Consider the following 22,773-nt stretch of genomic DNA (forward strand, 5'->3'; position numbering starts at 1 on the left):
CGGCCGCTCGCGCGGCCCACCTCGCCGGGGGGTGGGTTGCGCTACGAGACGGGCCGCCGCCTCCCCCACCCCGGCACTGGGTGGGCGTCACGGTAGCCGTCGAATGTGACGTTCCTGTTGGCTGTCCACAGGCACGGCCCTGTTGGCCTGTCCACAGGCACAGCCACTGCCACGTCCACAGCCGCGGCGCACCGCGAGGAAAGCTCATCTAGGCTCGGCACGTGCGCAAGGTATTGGTCGCCAATCGGGGCGAGATCGCGGTCCGCGTCATTCGAGCCTGCCGGGATGCGGGGCTGGGCAGTGTCGCCGTCTATGCCGACAGTGATCGGGATTCGCCTCATGCCCGGCTGGCCGATGAGGCGTACTCGCTGGGGGGCGAGACCGCGGCCGACACCTACCTGCGCATCGACAAGCTTCTCGACGTGGCGGGTCGCAGCGGGGCCGATGCCGTTCACCCGGGCTACGGGTTCCTGTCGGAGAACGCCGACTTCGCTCAGGCCGTACTCGACGCGAATCTGATCTGGATCGGGCCGACGCCGCAGGCCATTCGCGATCTTGGGGACAAGGTGACCGCCCGGCACATCGCTCAGCGGGCCGGCGCGCCGCTGGTGCCGGGGACCGCCGAACCGGTGGATGGCGCCGCGGAGATCGTGGCGTTCGCCGAGGAGCACGGGCTGCCGGTGGCGATCAAGGCGGCGTTCGGCGGGGGCGGCCGGGGGCTCAAGGTGGCCCGGACGATCGAGGAGATCCCGGCGCTGTTCGAGTCGGCGACACGGGAGGCGGTCGCGGCGTTCGGGCGGGGTGAGTGCTTCGTCGAGCGCTACCTGGACCGGCCGCGGCACGTCGAGGCGCAGGTGCTGGCCGACACGCGGGGCAACGTCGTGGTGGTCGGGACCCGCGACTGCTCGTTGCAGCGCCGCCACCAGAAGCTGGTCGAGGAAGCGCCGGCGCCGTTCCTCAGCGACGAGCAGCGCGCCCAGATCCACGACAGCGCGAAGGCGATCTGCCGGGAGGCCGGCTACCACGGGGCCGGCACGGTGGAATACCTGGTCGGGCCGGACGGGACGATCTCGTTCCTCGAGGTCAACACCCGGCTCCAGGTGGAACACCCGGTCAGCGAGGAGACCACGGGGCTCGACCTGGTACGCGAGCAGTTCCGGATCGCCGACGGTCAGGAACTCACCATCACCGACGACCCGGAACCGCGCGGGCATGCGATCGAGTTCCGGATCAACGGCGAGGACGCGGGGCGCAACTTCCTGCCCGCCCCGGGCACGGTCACCGCGCTGAGCTGGCCGTCGGGTCCGGGCGTACGGGTGGACTCGGGGGTGGTGAACGGCAGTGTGATCGGCGGAAACTTCGACTCGATGCTGGCCAAGATCATCGTTGTCGGCGCGACGCGGCCGGAGGCGATCGAGCGGGCCCGCCGGGTGCTGGACGAGACCGTGGTCGAGGGCATCGCGACGGTGCTGCCGTTCCACCGGGCGGTGGTGCGCGACCCGGCCTTCGCCGACGAGTTCACCGTGCACACCCGCTGGATCGAGACCGAGTGGGCCAACGAGGTGCCGCCGTTCCAGGCCGCGCCGGCCGAAGGGGCCGATGAGCCGGAGCGCGAGACGATCGTGGTCGAGGTCGGCGGCAAGCGGCTCGAGGTGACACTGCCGGCCTTCACGAGCGGGGCGCCGGGCCCGGCGGCGGCCCGGAAGCCGGCCCGGCGGGCGGGCGCCGCGGCCGCGGCCGGCGCCGTCAGCAAAGCGGCGCTGACCGCCCCGATGCAGGGCACGATCGTCAAGGTCGCCGCCCAGAACGGCGACGAGGTGGCCGAGGGTGACGTCATCGTGGTCGTCGAGGCGATGAAGATGGAGCAGCCGCTGACCGCCCACAAGGCCGGCACGGTGAACGGCCTGTCGGTCGAGGTGGGAGCCACGATCACGGCCGGCGCCACGATCTGCACTATTGATTGAGCTGCCGCAGCACCCTGCGCGCCGCCTCCTCCGCCGCCGACGAAGCCGACGAAGCGGCCAAGGCTGATGGAGCGGCCGAGGCCGACGAAGCAGCTGAAGCCGATGGAGCGGCCGAAGCGGCTGAAGGGGACGGGCCGCCCATGGACGACACCACCGCGGGGTCGGAGGCGTGGTACAGGTCGGGCCGGAACATCACCTCGAAGTGCGCACGGTGGGTGACGGCGAACCGCACGTACGCGACCCCGCCGTCGAGGAAGCTCTCGGCCGCGCCGAGCTCGGCCGCCAGCCGGTGGTAGCCCTCGACGGCCAGCGCGGTGAGCAGCCCGGCCTTGTCGCCGAAGTGGTGCGTCGGCGCCGCGTGCGACACCCCGGCCCGGCGGGCCAGGTCACGCAGGCTGAGCTTGGCGACGCCGCTCTCCTCGATCGCGACGGCCGCCTCGGTCAGCAGCGCCCGCCGCAGGTCGCCGTGGTGGTAGGGCTTGGTGGTCACCGGAGTCAGCGTAGCCAGCGAAACAGAACCCGAGCCAACGTGACAGAACCCGAGCCGGCGTGGCCGGCGAGTCAGCGTAGGCGGGTGATGGTGACCTCGACGCCCTGCCCGGTGCTCTTCGGTCCGGCGTAGACACCCTTGAGGGGCGGTACGTCGCCGTACTCGCGACCGCGGCCGACCACCACGTGCCGTTCGCCGACCGGGACGCCGTTGGTCGGGTCGAACGCGGTCCACCGGCCGACCCACCACTGCACCCAGGCGTGACTCTGCCCGACCACGCTCTCGCCGATCGCCGCGCTGGGCCGCGGGTGCAGGTAGCCCGAGACGTACCGAGCCGGCATCCCCATCGAGCGCAGCAGCCCGATCGTGAGGTGGCTGATGTCCTGGCAGACGCCCTTGCGCTGGCGCCACGCGTGCATCGCGTCGGACTGCACGCCGGTCGACCCGGTCTCGTAGGTGACCTCGGCCCGGACGAACTCGCAGGCGGCCAGCGCGGCCGCGTGCGGGGTGGCGTGGGCCGCGCGGATGTCCGCGGCGATCTCGGTCAGCGACTGGTCGATGGTCGTCCGTGTGGTGGGCAGCAGTAGCTCGTACCAGCGGTCGACGACGTCCGGCACCGCGATGTCCTCCCAGGAGGAGCCGGTGTCGACCAGGTCGCCGGGCGGGAGGGTCTCGACCGTGGAGGTGGCGGTCACGGTCAGCGCCTCGTGCGGGGCGTGCACGTCGAACGCGGTGACCACGGTGCCCCAGTAGTCCTCGTACCGGTAGGTGCGCGCCGGCGGCCACACCTCGACCCGCGCGTCCAGGACGGCCTGCCGGGCGTCGTTGCGCGGCCACATCCGGGCCTCGTTGTACGACGACGACACCGGCCCGGCGTAGTCGTACCCGGTCTTGTGTTGCAGCCGGAGCCGCCAGCTGTCCATCAGGCCACCACTCCCCGGACCCAGTTGACCGCCGAGGTCTGCCGGAAGTAGCGCCGGGACACCGCCTCGTTGACCTGCGAGCAGGTGCGTTCCAGGCTGGTGAGCACCGGCGACAGGTCGTCGATGAGCTCGTCGGCGCCGCGGAACTCGAGGTTGGTGCGGGCCCGGCCGACGATCCGCTGGGCGTCGGTGGCCACGCCCGCGCGGCCGGGGTCGGGCTCGAGGTCGGTGAGGCAGCCCTCGGCGGTGGAGAGGGCGGCGAAGACCGAGCGGGGGAAGAGGCGGTCGAGCAGCAGGAACTCGGCCGCGTGTCGATCGTCGAGAGCGCCCCGATAGGTACGCAGGAAGGTTTCCCAGGCGCCGGATGATCGCAGCAGCGTCAGCCAGGACGGGATGCTGCCGCCGGCGCGCTCGTGCGTACGCAGCAGCCTTGCCGTCATGTCGACCCGCTCGACGCTGCGGCCGAGCACCAGGAAGAGCCACCCCTCGTCCCGGCTCATCGTGGCGTCGGTCAGCCCGGCCATCACCGCGCAGCGCTCGCGCACCCAGCGGAAGAACGAGTGCACCCCCTGCTGCTCGACCCGCCGGCGCGCGTTGGGCAGCCCGTGCCAGGTGGCGTTGAGGCACTCCCACATCTCCGACGACACCGTCTCGCGGGCGCCGCGGGCGTTCTCGCGGGCGGCGGCCAGCGAGCCCACCACCGAGCTGGCGTTCCGGTCGTCGAGGCCGAGCAGGTTGATCACCTCGGCCGAGGTGACCAGTCCGTCCGGGATGGGCTTGCCCATCACCCCGAGCAGCGACCGGCAGGCGGAGTCTTCCTGGGTCCACGGGTCGGCCAGCATGCGCTGGAGGTGCACGTCGAGGATGCGGGCGGTGTCCTCGGCCCGTTCGACGTACCGGCCGATCCAGTAGAGCGACTCGGCGATCCGGCTCAGCACGGCTCGGCCACCCCCTGCTGTTGCTGTTGCTGCTGCTCCTCGGCGGCCGTGGCGCCGGGGCCCAGGTCGGGGCTGGCCGCGGCGGGCAGCGGGGCCGGCTCGGCGGGCAGGTGGGGCGTCTCGTAGAAGGCGTCGGAGGCGTCGGCCAACACCCAGGTGTCCTTGGACCCGCCGCCCTGGCTGGAGTTGACCACCAGCGCGCCCTCGGGCAGCGCCACCCGGGTCAGCCCGCCCGGCAGCACCCAGATGTTCGAGCCGTCGTTCACCGCGAACGGCCGCAGGTCGACGTGCCGGCCGCGCAGCCGGTTCCCGATCAGCGTGGGCACCATCGACAGCTTGACCTCGCGCTGGGCGATCCAGCCCCGCGGATTCGCCTTGATCTCGGCGGCCACGGCGGCAAGTGAGGCGGACGTGGCCTGAGACCCGATCACGATGCCCGCGCCCCCGGCCCCGTCCACCGGCTTCAGCACCAGTTCGTCGAGGCGGGACAGGACATGATCGAGTACGCCGTCCTCGTCGAGCCGGTAGGTCTCCACGTTCGGCAGCAGCGGCTCCTCGTTCAGGTAGTACCGGATCAGGTCCGGCACGTACGTGTAGAGCAGCTTGTCGTCGGCGACCCCGTTGCCGACCGCGTTGGCGATCGTCACCCGACCGGCCCGCGCGGCGTTCAGCAGCCCGGCCACCCCGATCACCGAGTCGGCCCGGAAGTGCACCGGGTCGAGGAAGTCGTCGTCGATGCGCCGGTAGATCACGTCGACGCGTTGCTCGCCGGCCGTCGTACGCATGGCCACGTCGTTGCCCACGCACACCAGGTCGCGCCCCTCGACCAGCTCGACGCCCATCTCGCGGGCGATCAGCGCGTGTTCGAAGTAGGCCGAGTTGAAGACGCCGGGGCTCAGCACGACCACGGTCGGGTCGTTGACCCCGATCGGCGCGGCCGCCCGCAACGCCCGCAGCAGCATCGCCGGGTACGACTCGACCGGCAGGATCCGGGTCGCCGCGAACACCTCGGGCAGCACCTGGGCCATCGCCCGCCGGTTCTCCATCACGTAGCTCACCCCGGACGGGATGCGTACGTTGTCCTCGAGCACCCGGAAGGCGCCCTGCTCGTCGCGGATCAGGTCGACCCCGGAGACGTGGATGCGCACCCCGTTGGGCGGGTTGATGCCGGCCGCCTGGCGCAGGAAGTGGGCGCTGGTGGCGATGATGCGGCGCGGCACCACACCGTCGGCGAGCACCTGGCCGGCGCCGTACACGTCGGCCAGGAACGCCTCGAGCGCGCGGATCCGCTGGGCGACGCCGCGTTCGACGGCGCGCCACTCGGCCGCGGCGATGATCCGCGGCACGATGTCCAGCGGAAACGGACGCTCGACGCCCTTGAGGGCAAACGTGATGCCCTGGTCGAGGAAGGCGCGGGCCAGCACCTCGGCGCGTACGCCCAGCTCAGCGCTGGACAGCGGCTGAAGCGTGGCATGCAGCGCCTCGTAGCTCTCGCGCGGCATGCCCGGCTCACCGAACATCTCGTCCCAGCCGGGGCCGAGGCGGTACTCCTCGAATAGATCCGCCATGGAGTGAATCTATGCGCAGGGCGTTGCGCACGGGTAACAGAAGTCATCAGAAGACTTCGGAGGAGGGCCGTCGGCACGGGACCCGCCGACGGCCCAATCGCCGCCCGATGGTGCGGCGCGGCTTTCACGTTACGCCCACCGTGCGTATTCCGGATGACGAGGTTTACGAGGTGCGCGACACTCCGGTGAACCTGCCTGGCCAGCCCCCGTCTACACGTAGCGTGGCGGGCATCACCGTCACGAGTCGGGGTACTCGGCGCATGCTGAGACTCAGCGCCTTCACAGGGGTGCGGACGCAAAATGACGTGACGCCGATTGCCGTGAGGTGCATTTCCCGATGACCGATCTGTTGGCCGCCATGGCGACACCGGCATGGGTGTATCTCGCGCTCTTCGGTTTCCTGGCCGCCGACGCGGTGATCCCGGTGGTGCCGATCCAGGCCATCATGATCACCACGGGAGCACTCACCGTGTACGGCGGGCTCGAACTGCCCCTGGTGATCGCGGTGGGTGCGCTCGGCATGTTCACCGGCGACGTGATCGCGTTCGTGCTCGGACGCACAGCCGGTCACGTCGGAAACCACTGGCTCGGTGATCGGTTGTCCGCTTTGCGCGCCCGGTTCGGGCCCAAGCAGGACGAGGACGGCGAGGACCACCCGTCGCGGACCAAGCGGGCGGCCGAGCGGTTCACCCGGGGCCTGCGCCGGCCCGGGCCGCTGGTGCTGCTGCTCTGCCGGTTCGTGCCGGGCGGGCGGATGGCCGGCGGCTACCACGCCGGCCGCCGGGGCTACCCGATCAAGCTGTTCATCGCCTACGACGGCGCCGCCGCGGTGGCCTGGGCCACCTACGGCGGGCTGGTCGGTCACATCGGCGGCACCGCGGTGACCCAGTCGGCGTGGCGGCTGTTCGCGATCGCCGCCACCGCCGCTGTGATCTTCGGCACGGCCGGCTGGATCCTGGCCCTCTTCGGCGGGCGCAAGGAAGAGAAAGCTACTGCAGCTCGTGCTGCATCAGCTGGCGAGCCGCCTCGGCGATCGACCCCGACAGCGACGGGTAGATCGTGATGGTGTGCGCGAGCTGATCGACCGTCAGGTTGTTCTCGATCGCCATCGTGATCGGCAGGATCAGCTCGCTCGCCTTGGGCGCGACCACCACGCCGCCGACGATCTGGCCGGTCGCCGGCCGGCAGAAGAGCTTGACGAACCCGTCCCGCAGCCCGGCCATCTTGGCCCGGGCGTTGCCGGTCAGCGGCAACATCACCTGACGGGCCGGCACCCGGCCCGCGTCCACGTCGTTCTGGGTGACGCCGACCGTGGCCAGCTCGGGGTCGGTGAAGACGTTGGCCGAGACGGTACGCAGCCGCAACGGCGCCACCGCCTCGCCCATGGCGTGCCAGATCGCGATCCGGCCCTGCATCGCGGCCACGCTGGCCAGGGGCAGCACGCCGGTGCAGTCGCCGGCCGCGTAGATGCCGGGCACGTTGGCGCGGGACACCCGGTCGACGGTCACGTGGCCGCCGTCCGAGACCAGGACGCCGTACTCCGGCAGGCCCAGGTCGGCAGTGTTCGGGATCGCCCCGACGGCCATCAGCGCGTGTGAGCCCTCGACCACCCGCCCGTCGGACAGCGTGACCGTGACCCCGTCGCCGGAGTTGACGACCGACTCGGCCCGGGACTGGTTGAGGATCGTCATGCCGCGCTCACGGAAGACCCGCTCGATGGCCATCGCGGCGTCGGCGTCCTCGTGCGGCATCACCCGGTCGCGGGACGAGACCAGGGTGACCGGTACGCCCATCGCCAGGTAGGCGCTGGCGAACTCGGCGCCGGTCACCCCCGACCCGATGACGATCAGGTGTTCCGGCAGCTCAGCCAGGTCGTAGACCTGCCGCCAGTCGAGGATCCGCTCGCCGTCCGGCACCGCGCTGGGCAGCACGCGCGGGGTGGCGCCGGTGGCCAGCAGCACGGTCGAGGCATCCACCGCGTACGGCTCGCCGCCGGCCGGCGTGATCAGCACCTGGTGGGTGTGCCCGAGGGTGTCCTCGCCGAGCTTGGCCCGGCCGGTCACCACGTCGACCCCGGCCTTGATCAGCTTGGCCTGGATGTCGCCGGACTGGGCCAGGGCCAGCTTCTTGACCCGGGTGTTCACGGCCGCCGCGTCGACCGTGACACCGTCCAGACCCGGGCCGCTGACGCCGAAGCTCTCGTTGTTGCGGTAGCCGGTGACCACCTCGGAGCTGGCGATGAAGGTCTTGCTGGGGACACAGTCGGACAGAACGCAGGCGCCACCGGCCCCGTCGGCCTCGACGAGGGTCACGTCCGCGTCGAGTTGCGCGGCGACCAGGGCCGCCTCGTACCCGCCCGGCCCGCCGCCGATGATCACAATCCGGGTCACAGGGATCAAACCTCCAAAAAATACGTGGCATGCCTGCCGACACGCACCCCTCGTATTCTCCCCCACCCGCCTCTCCGGTTATCGTCATCGCCGTGCGTCATTACGCCGCGTATGGCTCGAACCTGGACCCTGCCCGCATGCGGGCCTACTGTCCGCACTCGCCGATGGTTGGCGTGGGGTGGATCGAAGGCTGGCGCCTCACCTTTGCCGGTGAGGGGGAAATGGGCTGGGAGGGGTCGGTCACGACGATCGTCGAGTCACCCGGCGATCGGGTCTTCGTGTCCGTCTACGACGTCCACCCGTGGGACGCGGCGCAACTCGACGAGGTCGAGGGGGTGACGGCGGGCAAGTACCAGAAGCTCACCGTCCGTGTCGCCTCGCTCGAGGGCGAGTTCACCGCGTGGGTCTACGTCTTCGACGGGTACGAGGGCGGCATGCCGACCGCCTGGTACCTCTCCGAGATCGCGAACGCGGCGGAGAAGGCGGGCGCGCCCGACGACTACGTCAGCGACCTCCGCCAGCGTCCGACTCGCACCGCCCCACCCGAGGCCTGACCCTCAGGCCAGGCGGCGGTAGATGTTGGCCTCGTACAGCGGGTGCATGCCGACCGCGCGGTAGAGGCGCGCCGCCCGGGTCGGGTTGGCCATGTCCACGCCGAGACCGGCCCGGGCCCGGCCGTGCGCGGCGTAGGTCGAGAAGGCTCGGCGCAGGAGCGCCTCACCCACACCCCTCCGCCGGTACGCCCGGAGCACGGCGAGCGACCTCACCCAGCCCTCGTCCTCGGCCGAACCGTCACCGTCGGCGGACTGCAACGCCCCGGCGATCTGCCCGTCGACCTCGGCCACGAACCACTCCGACCAGGTCACCGTCGACTGGGCCCGGACCTGCTGGATCCACACGCCGAACTCGGTGGCCTGGTGGTCGGAGTCGCGGAACGCCTCCTGGATGACCGCGTGGAACCGCCGCAGCTCGGCCTCGTCCTCGTGGTCGAGCACCCGCACGGTCACGCCCTCGGGCGGTTCCGGCGGGGTCGTGGACACGCCCCGCAGGGACATCGACATCCGGGCGTGCTGGGCGTGGAACTCGAAGCCGGCGTCGGTGAGCGCGGCGATGTACTCGTGCTCGGTCGGGATGGCGCCGGCCCGGACCTCGTACGGGTCGTGGCCGAACGCCGCGCCCCGCTCCGCCACCCGGGCCAGGATCAGGTCGAGCAGGTGCCGCTGGGACGGTTCGCCGCGCCCCGGCCAGGTGTAGACCTCGATGAAGTCGCGGCCGCCGCCGGTCGGATTGTGGGGGTACGCCCAGCCGACGATGGTGTCGTCCGGGTCGAGCGCGACCCAGCAGTCGACGGTCATGTCGGTGTTCGCGTCGGTCAGCGCCTCACGCACGTCGTCGGTGCCGAAGTCGGGCTCGCCGACCGCCGCCAGATCGCTGGCATGCGTCAGTTTGACCAGGTCGGGCACGTCGTCAAGGGTGGGCCGGCGGGTCGACCAGCCGGCGGGCAGCGCGTTCACCAGAGCATCCGACCACACGAGCGCCCTGGTCGGTAGGTGTTTACGAGGTGAGGCGATGGACCAGGGACTCGAGCAGGCCGCAGAGCTCGACCCGTTCCTCACGGTTCAGGACACCGAAGGCCTGCCCGGCGAGCGCGTCGGCCACCGACTCGGCCCACATGAGACGCCGCACGATCGGGCCGGCCGGCGGGTAGGGCGGCTGCCACCCGAACGCCACCGCGCCGGTCTCGCCCTCGGGCCCGGCGATGATCGCCTCCAGCGGGGTGAGGCCGCTGGCCCGGATCGCCACCACCTGCACACCCATGCGGTGCTCGTGCAACAGGTGCAACTGGACGGCCGCGAGCGCGCCGGGTGAGGAATCGGGGAGGGGCATGGCCCGCCAGGCCGCGAAGAGCGGCAGCCCGGCGGCGTCCACGGCGGACACCACCCGCCGCGACAGCTCGAGCAGCCGGCCCACCCGCGGGAAGCCGCCCAGCTCGTCGGCGCCCCAGCGGCACAGCTCGTGCAGGTGCCAGGTGGCCACCTCCATCGGTTCGGAGGTCTTCGCCGTCGCCTCCCAGCCGTCGGTGACCGCCTCGGGCGCGATGAACCCGATCGCCGCGGTCACCGTCTCGGGCCGCACGTCGCCGAGCGCGCCCGCGCGGGCCGACACGTGGTAGGCCCACCCGGACAACCCGAGCAGCCGGGCACGCCGCAGCGTCTGCGGCGACTCGGCGAACGCGCCCACGAGCTTCGCGAGTCCCGGTCGGGCGGTGGCGGCGGCCTGTTCGGGGGTCACGTGGCGATTCTGCTCTCTACGCGTGAATCCTGAAAATCACCCCAACAGCCCGTACCGAGATTTCCGGAACCCGTTCGGAAATGCGCACCATCAGTCCGGGGTGGAGGAATCCAGATCTTCCAGCGCCGCCTCGGCGTCACCGACCCGGCGCCGCGCGGCCGCGGCCTCCCGTTCCGCGGTCCGCCGGGCCAGTTTGCGGCGGCCCACCTCGGCCTGCGCCTCGGTCCGGCGACGCTCCAGTTCGGCCAGTTCGTTGTCCAGGTCCTCGACGGCATGACCCGCGTCACGCTCGGCCGACTCGGCCTTCTCGAGCTGGTCGTCGGCGCGTTTCTCGGCCGATCGGGCCGCGGTCAGCTCCTTCTTGACGTTCCGGCGGCGTTCCTCGTGCTCCCGGCGGCGGCGGTCGGCCAGGGCACGCTCCCGCGCGGAGATCGCCGGCTCGTCCTCGTCATCGTCCTCGGAGTCCTCGTCGGCGTCCGAAGAAGATTCCGAGGTGGACTCCTCGAGATCGGTGACCAGGCGCAGGCGGGGACGCGGAACCTCACCGAAGCCGGCGTACGAGGCCGCGCGCACCAGGCGCCCGGTGCGCACCTGCTCGGCGACGTCGGGCTCGGCCATCGCCGCGCTCAGCGTCGCCTCCACCTCGCCCAGCGGCAGCTTGCCGGCCAGCCCGCGGTCGCGCGCGACGGCCAGCTTGCGGGCCTCGCCGACCAGCGCCGACACGATCTGCCGGCGCTGGGTGGAGAGCTCACGCAGCTCGTCACCCTTCAGGGTGCGCTGGGCCACCCGCAACGCCTCGGCCAGCTCGACCAGCTGGTCGATCAGCTCCGGTTTGCGCAGCGCCAGGAGGTTCACCAGCCAGGCGGCCACGGTCGGTTTGCGCAGGGCGGTCAGCCGCTTCACGGCGGCGGTGTCACCGGCCTTCTTCGCCGCGGCGATCGCCGCGGACCGGGCCGCGACGAAGCCGTCCGGCGGGTCCTCGTACATCCGCCGGATCAGGGCGTCGGTCGCGGCCGCCATCAGCCGATGGTGCTGCCCGGCGCGAGGCGGGCGTACGTGGTGCCGGAGAGACGGTCCATGAGGCCCTGGTAGATGCCGAACCCGTTGTCGTTGAGCAGGCCGTCGTGCAGGGCGAAGGCGCGCTCCGGGCGTACCGTACGCACGAATTCGATCGTCTCGGACACCTTGGCCCACGGAGCCTGCAGCGGGACGAACAAGGTCTCCACCGTCGTGCCCTCGGGCACGTGGTACGAGTCGCCCGGGTGATAGAGGTTGGCCGTGCCGTCCGAGATCAGATAGCCGATGTTGGCGATCTGCGGGACGTCCGGATGGATCACCGCGTGCTGCCCGCCGAAGGCCCGCACGGTGAACCCGGCGGCCAGGAACTCGGCGCCCGGCTCGACCGTGGTGACCGCCGCCGCGAACGCTTCGGTCTTCGGGAGCACGTCGGGGTGCACGAACACCGTGAGGCCGGGCCGCTGCCGCACGGCCTCGGTGACCGCCTCGACGTCCAGGTGGTCGGGGTGCTCGTGGGTGATGAGGACGGCGTCGGCGCCGGCCAGGGCGGACCGCTCGCTGAAACCGCCGGGATCGACGACGAGCACCCCGTCGCCCTCGATGCGCAGGCAGGAATGCGTGAACTTCGTGATCTGCACGGGACCCCTCCGCAGCCGAATCGTGACTCCTCAACCCGCAGTCTGCCGGAACCGCACAGCGTGTGCCGCACGTCTGACCCGCGCTGACCGAAACGGGGTTCGGAGGATGCCATGCGTATCACACGACTGATCACGGCCGCGCTCGCGGCCGGATTCCTATTGACCACCACCGCTTGCGGCGCCGACTCGGCCGACAACGCCGCCTCAGAGAGCCGGGGCGACTCGGGCGGGGCGCCCGCGGTCGCGCCGGCCCAGCCGAACGAGCAGGCCGCGCCGGCTCAAGGGACCCAGGACCAGGCCCAGGTCGCGCCGGCCGAGGGCAAGAACGAGCCGGCCCAGGCGCCCGACCTGAGCGTCGACCAGCGCTCGATCATCTACACCGGGTCGATCACGCTGCGCGTCGAGAACGTCAACGAGGCCGCCGCCCGCACGGTCGGGATCGCGGCCGGGTCCGGCGGTTTCGTCGGCGGCGACAACCGCAACAGCGACAACGGCGGCGCCAACGCCACGCTCACCCTGCGCGTACCGGCCGGCAAGTTCAGCGGCGTGGTCGACCAGCTGGCCAAGCTGGGCAAGGACGGCAAGGAGGAGTCCCGGGAGATCAACACCCAGGACGTCACCGAGGAGACCGTCGACCTCGACGCCCGGATCAAGGTGCAGCAGGCCCGGGTGGACAGCGGCCGTCGGCTGCTCGGCCAGGCCAAGTCGCTGAACGACCTGGTGATGCTGGAGCGCGAGGTGGCCACCCGGGAGTCCGACCTGGCCTCGCTGGAGGCCAAGAAGCGCCGCCTGGCCGACCTGACCGCGCTCTCCACGATCACCGTGGTCCTGCTCAGCCCGGCCGCGCAGGTCGGGCCGCCCGGCGACGAGCCGCCCGGCTTCCTGGCCGGCCTGCGCGGCGGCTGGAACGCGCTGCTCGCCTCGCTCGGCGTGCTGGTGACCGTGCTCGGCGCGCTGCTGCCCTGGCTGATCGTGGTGGGCGTGCCGGTGTGGCTGCTGATCTGGGCGCTGCGCCGGCGCCGCCGGACCGTGGTGGCCCCGGCGACCGCGTCACCCCAGCCCGCGGTGGCCGCGGCGGCCGGAGACGACTAGAAGGCGCCGGTGGCCAGCGCGGCCAGGGCGGTGTGCACCATCACCCGGACGCCGTGGCCGATGCAGCGTTCGTCCACGTCGAAGTCGCTCCGGTGCAGGTCGTGGCGGATTTCGCTGCCCGGGGTGCCGGTGCCGAGCCGGATCATCGCCCCGGGCACGTGCTCCAGGTAGAACGAGAAGTCCTCGCCGCCCATGCTGATCTCGGCCTCGACGACGTGGTCGGCGCCCAGCGCGGCGCCGGCCGCACCGGCCACCACGGCCGAGGCCATCCGGTCGTTGATCACCGGCGGCACGCCACGGGTGTAGGTCACCTCGGCCTCGGCCCCGGTCGCCGCCACCACGTCCTTGATCAGCTTGGTGATCAGGTCGGGCGCCGCCCGCCAGGCCTCCCGGTTGAGGATCCGGACGGTGCCGCGGGCGTAGCCGGTGCCCGGGATCGCGTTGGCCGCCTCGCCGGCGTGCACCGCGCCCCACACCATCGACACCCCGGCACGCGGGTCGACCCGGCGGTCCAGCAGGGCCGGCACGTCCACCACGACGCGGCCCAGCGCGTGCACCAGGTCGGCGGTGAGGTGGGGCCGCGCGGTGTGCCCGCCCGGGCCGGTCAGCGTCACCTCGACCATGTCGGCGGCCGCGGTGAACGGGCCGGAGCGCACGCCGACCAGGCCGGCCGGCAGCTGCGGGTAGCAGTGCAGCGCGAAGATCGCGGCGACGTCCTTCATCGCGCCGGCGGCGATCACCTCGGGGGCGCCGGACGGGATGCTCTCCTCGCCCGGCTGGAAGATCAGCCGGATCCGGCCGGGGAGCGCGCCCTCCCGCTCCAGCTCGGCCAGTGCCAGGCCGAGGCCGAGGAGCACGGTGGTGTGCACGTCATGCCCGCAGGCGTGGGTGACATTGTCCACCGTGGAGCGGTACGGCACGTCCTTGATGTCGGGCAGCGGGAGCGCGTCGAGGTCGGCGCGGAAGGCGATCACCCGGTCGCCGGTCCCGATGTCACAGAGCACGCCGTTGCCCTTGGGCAGCAGCTCCGGCTTGAGCCCGGCGGCGGTCAGCTCGCGGACGATCAGCGCGGCGGTCTCGAACTCGTGGTGTGACGGTTCCGGGTGCGCATGCAGATGGCGACGGAACGTGACCAGATCGGCGCCTCGGGCGGCCAGCCAGTGGTCGAGCCGGCCCGGCAGCGGACCCGGTTGATCACCCACGGTTGTGCCCTCCGGCACGGTCAGCACAGTGGTCACAGTTCCCTCGGCAATAGTCCGTTGAGGCGCGACAGCCTAGACCACCCAACGGGTGATCCCCCTCCCAGGTGACGACCTTGTGCCCTTTTCCAAATTCGCCACCAGCCAAAACGCCCCGGAAGCGAACTTGGAAAAAGCATCAGAACCGCTCGACCGGCTGGTAGACCCCCCACACCCCGCGCAGCGAGTGGCAGACCTCCCCGACGGTCGCACGCCGCCGCAACGCCTCTTTCATGTACGGCAACACGTTCTCCGTACCCTCCGCGGCCTTCGCCATGTCGGCCAGCGCGCTCTCCACGGCCGGGCCGTCCCGTTCCGCACGCAGCGTAGCCAGCCGCTCGCCCTGACCCCGTTCGATCGCCGGGTCGACACGCAACGGCTCGTACCGCTCCTCGGTGTCGGCCACGAACCGGTTGACCCCGACCACCACCCGCTCGCCGCCGTCCACCTGGTTGGCGATGCGGTACGCGGAAGTCTCGATCTCCTGCTTCTGGAAACCCTGCTCGATCGCCTCGACCGCGGACCCGTACGAGAACACCTGCTCGATCAGCTCGTTGGCGATCCGCTCGACCTCGTCGGTCATCGCCTCGATCGCGTACGAGCCCGCGAACGGGTCGACGGTGCCGGTCAGCCCGCTCTCGTACGCCAGCACCTGCTGGGTCCGCAGCGCCAGCCGCGCCGACTTCTCGGTCGGCAGGGCCAGCGCCTCGTCGTACGCGTTGGTGTGCAGCGACTGCGTGCCGCCGGCCACCGCGCCGAGCGCCTGGATCGCCACCCGCACCAGGTTCACCTCGGGCTGCTGCGCGGTCAGCTGGACCCCGGCCGTCTGGGTGTGGAAGCGGAGCATCATCGACTTGGGGTTGGTCGCGCCGAAGTCGTCGCGCATGATCCGGGCCCACATCCGGCGGGCCGCGCGGAACTTGGCGATCTCTTCGAGCAGCGTCGTGCGGGCCACGAAGAAGAACGACAGGCGCGGCGCGAAGTCGTCCACGGCCAGGCCCGCGTTGATCGCCGCCTGGACGTACTCGATGCCGTTGGCCAGGGTGAACGCGATCTCCTGCGCGGGCGTCGCGCCGGCCTCGGCCATGTGGTAGCCGGAGATCGAGATCGTGTTCCACTTCGGAATCTCGGCGTGACAGTAGGCGAAGGTGTCGGAGACCAGGCGCAACGACGGCTTGGGCGGGAAGATGTACGTCCCCCGGGCGATGTACTCCTTCAGGATGTCGTTCTGGATCGTGCCGTTCAGGGCCGACCCGGGCACCCCCTGCTCCTCGGCCACCAGCTGGTAGAGCAGCAGCAGCACCGAGCCGGGCGCGTTGATCGTCATCGACGTGGAGACCTGGTCGAGCGGGATGCCGTCGAAGAGCCGGCGCATGTCGTCGAGCGAGTCGATGGCCACGCCGACCTTGCCGACCTCGCCGTGCGCGATCGCGTCGTCCGAGTCGTACCCCATCTGGGTGGGCAGGTCGAACGCGACGGACAGGCCCATCGTGCCGTTGGCCAGCAACTGGTGGTAGCGCGCGTTGGACTCGGCGGCCGTGCCGAAGCCCGCGTACTGCCGCATCGTCCATGGTCGCTGGGTGTACATGGTCGGATAGACACCGCGCGTGTACGGAAACTCGCCCGGCTCGCCGAGATCGCCGGAAACAAGCTCCTTATACACCGGTTTGATGGTGAATCCGGATTCAGCTTCCACGATCCGATACTAGTCGTCGACACTGCGCGACAACGCCTTTACGCCTCGTCATCAGGACCGTAACGAATGCCCCATCGACTTTCCGAAAAGGGGTACGAAGCGGCAAGATAGCGGGGTTCGGTCCCCCGGCCCCTAGATCCCTCGGTGGCATCTCTGTGACTCAGATTCCGACGTGGAGCGGCGGCAACGCTCCCACCAGCGGACGCGCAGCTCCAGGCACGCTCATCGGCGATCGGTACACCCTCAGGGCCGCGGTGGGCCACGGCGGCATGGGTACGGTGTGGCGCGCCGCCGACACCCTGCTGCGTCGCGACGTCGCCGTGAAAGAGGTCATCCTCCCGCCCGGCCTGGCGCCGAGCGACCGCGACTCGATGTACGAACGCACCATGCGCGAGGCCCGCGCCGCCGCCGCGCTGCAACACCCGGCCGTGGTCCAGGTCTACGACGTGGTGCACGAGGGCGGCCGGCCCTGGATCGTCATGGAGCTGCTCGAGGCCCGCAGCCTGGCCGACATGATCATCGAGGACGGCCCGATCCCGCCCCGCGTGGTCGCCAAGATCGGCATCGCGCTGCTGGGCGCGCTCGAGGTCGCCCACGCCCATGGCGTGCTGCACCGCGACGTGAAGCCGGCCAACGTCCTGATCTGCACCGACGGCCGCTGCGTGCTCACCGACTTCGGCGTGGCCAAGCTGCCGACCGACGTGCAGCTGACCACCCCGGGCATGGTGCTCGGCTCACCCCACTTCATCTCGCCCGAGCGCGCGATGGGCAACGACTTCGGCCCGCCCAGCGACCTGTTCTCCCTGGGTGTGACGCTCTACACGGCCGTCGAGGGCCGCCCGCCGTTCGACAAGGGCGACCCGATCGAGACCATGCACGCGGTCGTCGAAGACCCGCCGACCCCGTCGGTGCGGGCCGGTTCGCTCGACCCGATCCTGATGGGCCTGCTCGAGAAGGAGCCGTCCCGCCGGTTCGACGCGCAGACCGCGCGCACGATGCTCCGGCAGCAACTCGCCGGCCCGCTGGCCAGCAAGTCGCCGCCACACATGACGACCGACCCCTACTCGGTGGTGCCCAGCCAGCGGCCCCCGGCGCAGGAGACCCAGCCGATCCACGCGCCCCGGCCGAGCGGGCAGATCGGCGGCCGGGCGATGCTCCAGCCGGGCGACTCGCTGAGCGGCCACCTGGCCAAGGTCGACCAGAGCGATCGCACCCAGGCGATGCCTCCGGGTCCGCCGACCGCGGGTGGCGACACCACGGCGGTCGTGCCGCCCCGCCGCTCCTGGGACAACGGCGCCCCGGCCTCGACCGGCAACCAGTACGGCGGCGGGCGGATCGTGCAGAGCCCGTCGGCCAAGCGGCGCGCGATGGTCGACAACGCCGTCGCCACCGTCCGGACCACGGCCGACCGGGCCGTCACCACGGTCAAGGGCTGGTCGCCGAAGCAGCAGCTGATCGCCGGTGGCGGCGCGCTCGTCGTGCTCATCGCGCTGATCCTGGTCATCGCCATCCCCGGCGGCGACGACCCGGCGAAAACGCCGATCGCGGCCGGCCAGCAGAGCCAGGCGCCGCCGCCCGCGGCCTTCCCGACCCAGGAATACCACGACCGCGGCATCAACGTGAACGTGCCGAAGGGCTGGAGCCGCAAGTCCGGCGGCTCCTGGGTCGACTACGTCGATCCCAAGAACAGGCTGCGCAAGGTCCGCATCCTGGTCGAGACGTCCAAGGCCACGCCCGAGAAGTTCCTCGGCGTCGCCGAGAACACGCTCAGGACCAGGTCGACCAACTGCCCGAAGCCCTACAAGCAGGTCTCGCTCGAGCCGCAGAGCATCGCCGGCCGCGACGGCGCGGTGCTCGAATACACCTGCGGCAGTGGCCCCGAGGGGCGGCACGGCAAGTGGGGCGCGGTGATCCGGGACGGCAAGGCGTACTCGTTCTTCCTGACCACCACCGAGGCGACGTTCGCCGACAGCACCCCGATCTTCGACGAGATGCTCAGCTCCTACGCGCTCGCCTGACGGCGCCGTGATATGCACGGGGCATGTCAACTGACGACGTGCGGGAGCGGGCCGAGGCCTGGCTCGCCGATGACCCCGACCCGGTCGCGCGGGCCGAGATCCGGGCGCTGCTCGACGGGCTGCCGGGCAGCGCCGGTGAGCTGGCCGACCGGTTCGCCGGGCCACTGACCTTCGGCACGGCCGGGCTGCGCGGGCGGCTGCGGGCCGGGCCGAACGGGATGAACCTGGCCGTCGTCACGCGCGCCGCCGCCGGGCTGGTCGGCTGGCTGAGCGGCACGGGCGCGGACGGGCCGCTGGTCATCGGCTACGACGCCCGGCACGGGTCGCGGGCGTTCGCCGAACGCACGGCCGAGGTGGCGCAGGGCGCGGGCCGGGCGGCGCTGCTGCTGCCCCGGCCGCTGCCGACGCCGGTGCTGGCCTACGCGGTGCGAGCCCTGGACGCGGTGGCCGGCGTGATGGTCACCGCCAGCCACAACCCGCCGCAGGACAACGGCTACAAGGTCTACCTGGGCGCCGGGCTGGGCGGAACCTCGGGCGCGGGCGCACAGATCGTGCCGCCGGCCGACGTCGAGATCGAGGCGGCCATCCAGGCCGTCGACAAGCTGACGGCGGTCGAGCTGGGCGGTCCGGGCCGGGTCCTCGGCGAGGAGATCACCGACGGGTACGTCCGCCGCGCGGCCGCCACCCTTCCGGCCGGCCCCCGGGCGCTCACCGTGGCGTACACACCGCTTCATGGTGTTGGTGGTGACGTGCTCGCCGCGGCCTTCGAGCGCGCCGGCTTCCCCGCGCCGCACGTGGTGGCCGAGCAGGCCCTACCCGACCCCGACTTCCCCACCGTGGCCTTCCCCAACCCGGAGGAGAAGGGCGCGATGGACCGGCTGCTCGCCCTGGCCACGGCCACCGGCGCCGACCTGGCCATCGCCAACGATCCGGACGCCGACCGCTGCGCCGTCGCCGTGCCCGGGCCGGACGGGTCCTGGACCCCGCTGACCGGTGACCAGCTCGGGGCGGCGCTGGCCGACCAGCTGATCCGCCGCGGCGCCCCCGGCACGTACGCCACCACGATCGTCTCGTCGAGCCTGCTGCGGGCCATCTGCGCGGCCCGGGGCGTGCCCTACGGCGAGACGCTGACCGGCTTCAAGTGGATCGTGCGGGCCGACGACGACCTGGCCTACGGCTACGAGGAGGCGCTCGGCTACTGCGTCGCCCCGGGCCTGGTGCGGGACAAGGACGGCATCACCGCGGCCCTGCTGGTGGCCGAGCTGGCGGCGGGGCTGAAGGCCGAGGGGCGTACGCTCGCCGACCGGCTGGCCGAGCTCGACGTGGAGTTCGGCGTGCACCGCACCGATCAGGTCTCGGTGCGGGTGGACGACCTGGCCGACATCGGCCGGGCCATGTCCCACCTGCGCGGGGCGCCACCGGCCACCCTGCTCGGCGAACCGATGACGTTCGAGGACCTGCGGCCCGAGAACGACATCCTGCGGCTGAGCACGGCGTCGGCGCGGGTGGTGATCCGGCCGTCCGGCACCGAGCCGAAGCTCAAGGCGTACCTGGAAGTGGTCCGCCCGGCGACGGCCGCGACCCTGACCGGGGACCGCGCGGCCGCGAGCGAAGCCGTGGCCGCGTTGAAAGACGAGACGGCGAAAGCGCTAGGCCTCATTCCACATTCGGGCACAGTCTGAACGCCCCGGAAGCGAAGGTGAAATAAGGCCTAAACCTGCCGGGGGGTGCCTAGCGCGGCCTGGATGGCGCGGCCCAGGGTGGCGACGACCAGCGCGACGCTGGGCCGCACGATCGAGTCCTCCAGGTTGGCGGTGCCGCTGAACCCGGCGCCGCTGGCGATCGCCTCCAGCCGCGAGTGGGCCTGCGCCGCCTCCTCCGGGGGCAGCCGCAGCGCCGGCTCCATCCGCACCGCCACCAGCAGCGTGCACAGGGCCGCGGTCCGCTCGTCCGGCATGCCCTGGGTGATCAGCGCCTCGGCCAGGCGCTTGCGGATCTCGGCCTCCACCGCCGGGTCGGTCGTCGGGTAGCGGTGCACGTGGATGACGCCCATCTGGGTCTCGTCCACGTCTCGTACGACGCCGCGGGCGACCAGGTCGGCCAGCACCCGGGTGCGCAGCCCGTGGCGCAGCCGCTGAAGCCACTGGGCCGGGGTGTGCGGCTCGTCGGCCGCGGCCTTGGCCAGCACGGCGTCGGCGATCGGGTCCTCGACCGAGGTGTCGTCGATGACCTTGAGATACCCGTCCACGTACGCGACGCGGTTGGCCAGCGCCAGGTCGACCATCACGGCCGCGGCCATGCCGAGGTCGAGACCGATGCGGGAACCAGTCGCCTTGCCGGTCTGGTCGTCGTAAGCGAGGAGAAGCAGCTCCTCAGCCAGCGCGATGGAGGTCATGCCATGGAACGATAGTGGCCGCGGTCACGCTGATCACCCCCGAGGTCAGAGGTCGGACTCAACCGGGTGATCCGCCGGTCACGCTGTGTGCGACTGACGCCCGGTGACGGCCGTTGCGCGCACGCTTGCGAGGATGCGCGGATGGATTACTTCGTGCACGCGAGCGCGGACGTCGAGGAGGGCGCCCAGATCGGCGCCGGCACCAAGGTGTGGCACATCGCGCACATCCGGTCCTCGGCCTCCGTCGGCGCGGACTGCGTCATCGGGCGCAACGTCTACCTGGACTCGAACGCGGTGGTGGGCAGCCGCGTGAAGATTCAGAACAACGTCTCGGTCTACCAGGGCGTCACGATCGAGGACGACGTGTTCGTCGGCCCGTGCGCGGTCTTCACCAACGACCTGCGCCCGCGCGCCCACAACACCGACTGGAAGATCACCCCGACCCTGATCCGCCGGGGGGCCTCGATCGGCGCCAACGCCACCCTGATCTGCGGCATCGAGGTCGGCGAGGGCGCCATGATCGCCGCCGGTTCGGTGGTCACCAAGGATGTCCCGCCCTACCAGCTGGTCGCCGGCAACCCGGCCCGCCCGAAGGCCTGGGTGAACTGGTCCGGCGAGATCATCTCCCGTGACATGGAGAATCCCCCGCAGAGTTGACCGGCTCCGCTCCACGGCGATCGCCCCCAAAATGCCGCTGAGATGACTCGCGCTTTTCTGCCACCCGCAAACCCGGCGGGCGTGAGAAACCACGGGCCATCTCAACGACGGGGCGATCGCGGGGTCGGAGTCTCGCCCCGCGATCGTTCCGTGCCTAACCGCCGATGACGATGCGGCGGATGCCGACGAGCTTGTCGGGGTCCGTCGTCCGGCGACCGTCGACCAGCACCTTCACACCGGGCAGGTCGTCGCTGGTCAGGTTCTTGTACTCGGCGTGGTCGGCCTGCAGGATGGCCGCGCCCAGGTCCTGACCCTCGAACGGCGGCAGGCCGTGCGCGGTCAGCTCCTCCGACGAGTACATCGGGTCGGAGACGTAGGGCACCGCGCCCCGGCGCTTGAGCTCCTCGACCGTGCCGAAGACCCCGGAGAACGCGGTCTCCTTGACACCGCCCCGGTAGGACGCGCCGAGCACCAGCACGCCCAGCCCGGTCAGGTCGCCGACCGCGGCGGCGAGCAGGTCGACCGCGTACGCCGGCATGGCCGCGTTCGCCTCGCGGGCGGCCCGGACGACCGTCGCGTGCGGGTCGTTCCACAGGTAGAGCCGCGGGTAGACCGGGATGCAGTGCCCGCCGACCGCGATGCCGGGCCGGTGGATGTGGCTGTACGGCTGGGTGTTGCACGCCTCGATGACCAGGTTGACGTCGACGTCGATGGTGTCGGCGAACCGGGCGAACTGGTTGGCCAGCCCGATGTTGACGTCGCGGTAGGTGGTCTCGGCCAGCTTGGCGAGTTCGGCCGCCTCGGCCGAGCCCAGGTCCCAGACGCCGTTCGGCTTGTCCAGGTCGGGGCGGTCGTCGAAGTCGAGCACGGCCTGGTAGAACTCGATGCCGCGCTGGGCCGAGCCGGCGTCCACGCCACCGACCAGCTTCGGGTACTTGCGCAGGTCGGCGAAGACCCGCCCGGTGAGCACCCGCTCGGGGCTGAACACCAGGTGGAAGTCGCGGCCGGCGACCAGGCCGGAGCCCTCTTCGAGCAGCGGCGCCCAGCGGTTGCGGGTGGTGCCGACCGGCAGCGTGGTCTCGTAGCTGACCAGGGTGCCGGGCTTGAGGCCGCGGGCGATGTCCTTGGTCGCCGACTCCATCCAGCCGAAGTCGGGCTTGCCGTCGCCGTCGACGAACAGCGGCACGACGACCACGACCGCGTCGGACTGGGCGACCGCGGACGCGGTGTCGGTGGTGGCGGTCAGCAGGCCGGCGTCGACGGCCTCCTTCAGCTTGACGTCCAGGTCGGCCTCGCCGGGGAACGGCACGACACCCTCGGCCACCTTGCGGACGGTGGGCTCCGACACATCCGCACCGAGCACGGTGTGTCCCTTGGACGCGAACTGGACGGCGAGCGGCAGCCCGATCTTGCCCAGGGCGACGACACAGATCTTCATGCGGGGGTCTTTCCTCCTC

At 71.6% G+C, this 22,773-nt stretch carries 20 protein-coding genes; 7 read left to right on the forward strand and 13 right to left on the reverse strand.

Features of this window, described 5'->3' with window-relative positions; all coding sequences use genetic code 11:
• Positions 1-221 precede the first annotated feature (221 nt).
• Positions 222-1,964 (forward strand): biotin carboxylase N-terminal domain-containing protein, encoded by a 1,743-nt coding sequence (locus AB0M54_RS02515; RefSeq protein ID WP_364468730.1) that lies wholly within the window; start codon positions 222-224, stop codon positions 1,962-1,964.
• On the opposite strand, the gene AB0M54_RS02520 is transcribed toward AB0M54_RS02515, so the two are convergent.
• The 4 genes from AB0M54_RS02520 to AB0M54_RS02535 form a co-directional block, all read right to left on the reverse strand.
• A complete protein-coding gene (locus AB0M54_RS02520; RefSeq protein WP_364468732.1) occupies positions 1,954-2,454 on the reverse strand; it encodes a TetR/AcrR family transcriptional regulator in 501 nt (166 codons plus the stop codon). The genes AB0M54_RS02515 and AB0M54_RS02520 overlap by 11 nt on opposite strands.
• A gap of 71 nt (positions 2,455-2,525) precedes the next feature.
• A complete protein-coding gene (locus AB0M54_RS02525; protein ID WP_364314054.1) occupies positions 2,526-3,377 on the reverse strand; it encodes a transglutaminase family protein in 852 nt (283 codons plus the stop codon).
• Entirely contained in the window at positions 3,377-4,315 is a 939-nt protein-coding gene (locus AB0M54_RS02530; protein WP_364314051.1) for an alpha-E domain-containing protein, read from the reverse strand. The genes AB0M54_RS02525 and AB0M54_RS02530 overlap by 1 nt, the downstream gene beginning before the upstream one ends.
• On the reverse strand, positions 4,309-5,883 hold the full coding sequence (locus AB0M54_RS02535) for a circularly permuted type 2 ATP-grasp protein (RefSeq protein ID WP_364314049.1): 1,575 nt from the start codon (positions 5,881-5,883) through the stop codon (positions 4,309-4,311). Before AB0M54_RS02535 ends, AB0M54_RS02530 begins: the two co-directional genes overlap by 7 nt.
• A 337-nt stretch (positions 5,884-6,220) precedes the next feature.
• Here AB0M54_RS02535 and AB0M54_RS02540 point away from each other — a divergent pair, with 337 nt between their 5' ends.
• A complete protein-coding gene (locus tag AB0M54_RS02540) occupies positions 6,221-6,946 on the forward strand; it encodes a DedA family protein (protein WP_364468734.1) in 726 nt (241 codons plus the stop codon).
• On the opposite strand, the gene AB0M54_RS02545 is transcribed toward AB0M54_RS02540, so the two are convergent.
• Entirely contained in the window at positions 6,873-8,273 is a 1,401-nt protein-coding gene (locus AB0M54_RS02545; RefSeq protein WP_364468736.1) for an NAD(P)H-quinone dehydrogenase, read from the reverse strand. The genes AB0M54_RS02540 and AB0M54_RS02545 overlap by 74 nt on opposite strands.
• A gap of 92 nt (positions 8,274-8,365) precedes the next feature.
• Between AB0M54_RS02545 and AB0M54_RS02550 the strand changes: the two genes are divergently transcribed.
• Positions 8,366-8,827, forward strand: a complete 462-nt coding sequence (locus AB0M54_RS02550) for a gamma-glutamylcyclotransferase (RefSeq protein ID WP_364314040.1) — start codon at positions 8,366-8,368, stop codon at positions 8,825-8,827.
• Between the two features lie 3 nt (positions 8,828-8,830).
• On the opposite strand, the gene AB0M54_RS02555 is transcribed toward AB0M54_RS02550, so the two are convergent.
• The 4 genes from AB0M54_RS02555 to AB0M54_RS02570 all read right to left on the reverse strand — a co-directional run bounded on the left by AB0M54_RS02555 (position 8,831) and on the right by AB0M54_RS02570 (position 12,220).
• Complete coding sequence (locus AB0M54_RS02555) at positions 8,831-9,787, reverse strand: GNAT family N-acetyltransferase (RefSeq protein WP_364314038.1); 957 nt, start codon at positions 9,785-9,787, stop codon at positions 8,831-8,833.
• Between the two features lie 40 nt (positions 9,788-9,827).
• Positions 9,828-10,565: a hypothetical protein gene (locus AB0M54_RS02560; RefSeq protein ID WP_364468738.1), complete on the reverse strand. Its 738-nt coding sequence runs from the start codon at positions 10,563-10,565 to the stop codon at positions 9,828-9,830.
• Positions 10,566-10,655: 90 nt separating this feature from the next.
• Positions 10,656-11,585 carry a hypothetical protein gene (locus tag AB0M54_RS02565; RefSeq protein ID WP_364314033.1) on the reverse strand — a complete coding sequence of 310 codons (930 nt, stop codon included), beginning with the start codon at positions 11,583-11,585 and terminating at the stop codon, positions 10,656-10,658.
• Complete coding sequence (locus AB0M54_RS02570; protein ID WP_364468740.1) at positions 11,585-12,220, reverse strand: MBL fold metallo-hydrolase; 636 nt, start codon at positions 12,218-12,220, stop codon at positions 11,585-11,587. The genes AB0M54_RS02565 and AB0M54_RS02570 overlap by 1 nt, the downstream gene beginning before the upstream one ends.
• A 111-nt stretch (positions 12,221-12,331) precedes the next feature.
• Between AB0M54_RS02570 and AB0M54_RS02575 the strand changes: the two genes are divergently transcribed.
• A complete protein-coding gene (locus tag AB0M54_RS02575; RefSeq protein WP_364468742.1) occupies positions 12,332-13,312 on the forward strand; it encodes a DUF4349 domain-containing protein in 981 nt (326 codons plus the stop codon).
• Here AB0M54_RS02575 and AB0M54_RS02580 read toward each other — a convergent pair.
• Both AB0M54_RS02580 and AB0M54_RS02585 read right to left on the reverse strand, forming a co-directional pair.
• Positions 13,309-14,550, reverse strand: a complete 1,242-nt coding sequence (locus tag AB0M54_RS02580) for an amidohydrolase (protein ID WP_364468744.1) — start codon at positions 14,548-14,550, stop codon at positions 13,309-13,311. The two genes, AB0M54_RS02575 and AB0M54_RS02580, sit on opposite strands and share 4 nt — an antisense overlap.
• A 139-nt stretch (positions 14,551-14,689) precedes the next feature.
• Positions 14,690-16,246, reverse strand: a complete 1,557-nt coding sequence (locus AB0M54_RS02585) for a methylmalonyl-CoA mutase family protein (RefSeq protein WP_364314021.1) — start codon at positions 16,244-16,246, stop codon at positions 14,690-14,692.
• A gap of 155 nt (positions 16,247-16,401) precedes the next feature.
• On the opposite strand from AB0M54_RS02585, the gene AB0M54_RS02590 reads away from it, so the two are divergent.
• A complete protein-coding gene (locus tag AB0M54_RS02590; RefSeq protein WP_364468746.1) occupies positions 16,402-18,264 on the forward strand; it encodes a protein kinase in 1,863 nt (620 codons plus the stop codon).
• Between the two features lie 23 nt (positions 18,265-18,287).
• Positions 18,288-19,946 (forward strand): phospho-sugar mutase, encoded by a 1,659-nt coding sequence (locus AB0M54_RS02595; protein ID WP_364468748.1) that lies wholly within the window; start codon positions 18,288-18,290, stop codon positions 19,944-19,946.
• 29 nt (positions 19,947-19,975) lie between these two features.
• Here AB0M54_RS02595 and AB0M54_RS02600 read toward each other — a convergent pair whose 3' ends face one another.
• Positions 19,976-20,659: a GPP34 family phosphoprotein gene (locus tag AB0M54_RS02600; protein WP_364314013.1), complete on the reverse strand. Its 684-nt coding sequence runs from the start codon at positions 20,657-20,659 to the stop codon at positions 19,976-19,978.
• Between the two features lie 141 nt (positions 20,660-20,800).
• On the opposite strand from AB0M54_RS02600, the gene AB0M54_RS02605 reads away from it, so the two are divergent.
• Positions 20,801-21,316 carry an acyltransferase gene (locus AB0M54_RS02605; RefSeq protein ID WP_364314011.1) on the forward strand — a complete coding sequence of 172 codons (516 nt, stop codon included), beginning with the start codon at positions 20,801-20,803 and terminating at the stop codon, positions 21,314-21,316.
• A gap of 154 nt (positions 21,317-21,470) precedes the next feature.
• Here AB0M54_RS02605 and AB0M54_RS02610 read toward each other — a convergent pair whose 3' ends face one another.
• On the reverse strand, positions 21,471-22,754 hold the full coding sequence (locus AB0M54_RS02610) for a nucleotide sugar dehydrogenase (protein WP_364468750.1): 1,284 nt from the start codon (positions 22,752-22,754) through the stop codon (positions 21,471-21,473).
• Positions 22,755-22,773: the final 19 nt, after the last annotated feature.

Source organism: Actinoplanes sp. NPDC051470 (assembly GCF_040682035.1).
In the GTDB taxonomy this organism is placed as follows: domain Bacteria; phylum Actinomycetota; class Actinomycetes; order Mycobacteriales; family Micromonosporaceae; genus Actinoplanes.

What these genes read in the sequence shown, in the direction of transcription:
- AB0M54_RS02525 (WP_364314054.1), bottom strand. Translation starts at nt 3,377, where the DNA reads ATGGACAGCTGGCGGCTCCGGCTGCAACACAAGACCGGGTACGACTAC.
- AB0M54_RS02535 (WP_364314049.1), bottom strand. Translation starts at nt 5,883, where the DNA reads ATGGCGGATCTATTCGAGGAGTACCGCCTCGGCCCCGGCTGGGACGAG.
- AB0M54_RS02540 (WP_364468734.1), top strand. Translation starts at nt 6,221, where the DNA reads ATGACCGATCTGTTGGCCGCCATGGCGACACCGGCATGGGTGTATCTC.
- AB0M54_RS02565 (WP_364314033.1), bottom strand. Translation starts at nt 11,585, where the DNA reads ATGGCGGCCGCGACCGACGCCCTGATCCGGCGGATGTACGAGGACCCG.
- AB0M54_RS02575 (WP_364468742.1), top strand. Translation starts at nt 12,332, where the DNA reads ATGCGTATCACACGACTGATCACGGCCGCGCTCGCGGCCGGATTCCTA.
- AB0M54_RS02595 (WP_364468748.1), top strand. Translation starts at nt 18,288, where the DNA reads ATGTCAACTGACGACGTGCGGGAGCGGGCCGAGGCCTGGCTCGCCGAT.
- AB0M54_RS02600 (WP_364314013.1), bottom strand. Translation starts at nt 20,659, where the DNA reads ATGACCTCCATCGCGCTGGCTGAGGAGCTGCTTCTCCTCGCTTACGAC.
- AB0M54_RS02605 (WP_364314011.1), top strand. Translation starts at nt 20,801, where the DNA reads ATGGATTACTTCGTGCACGCGAGCGCGGACGTCGAGGAGGGCGCCCAG.
- AB0M54_RS02610 (WP_364468750.1), bottom strand. Translation starts at nt 22,754, where the DNA reads ATGAAGATCTGTGTCGTCGCCCTGGGCAAGATCGGGCTGCCGCTCGCC.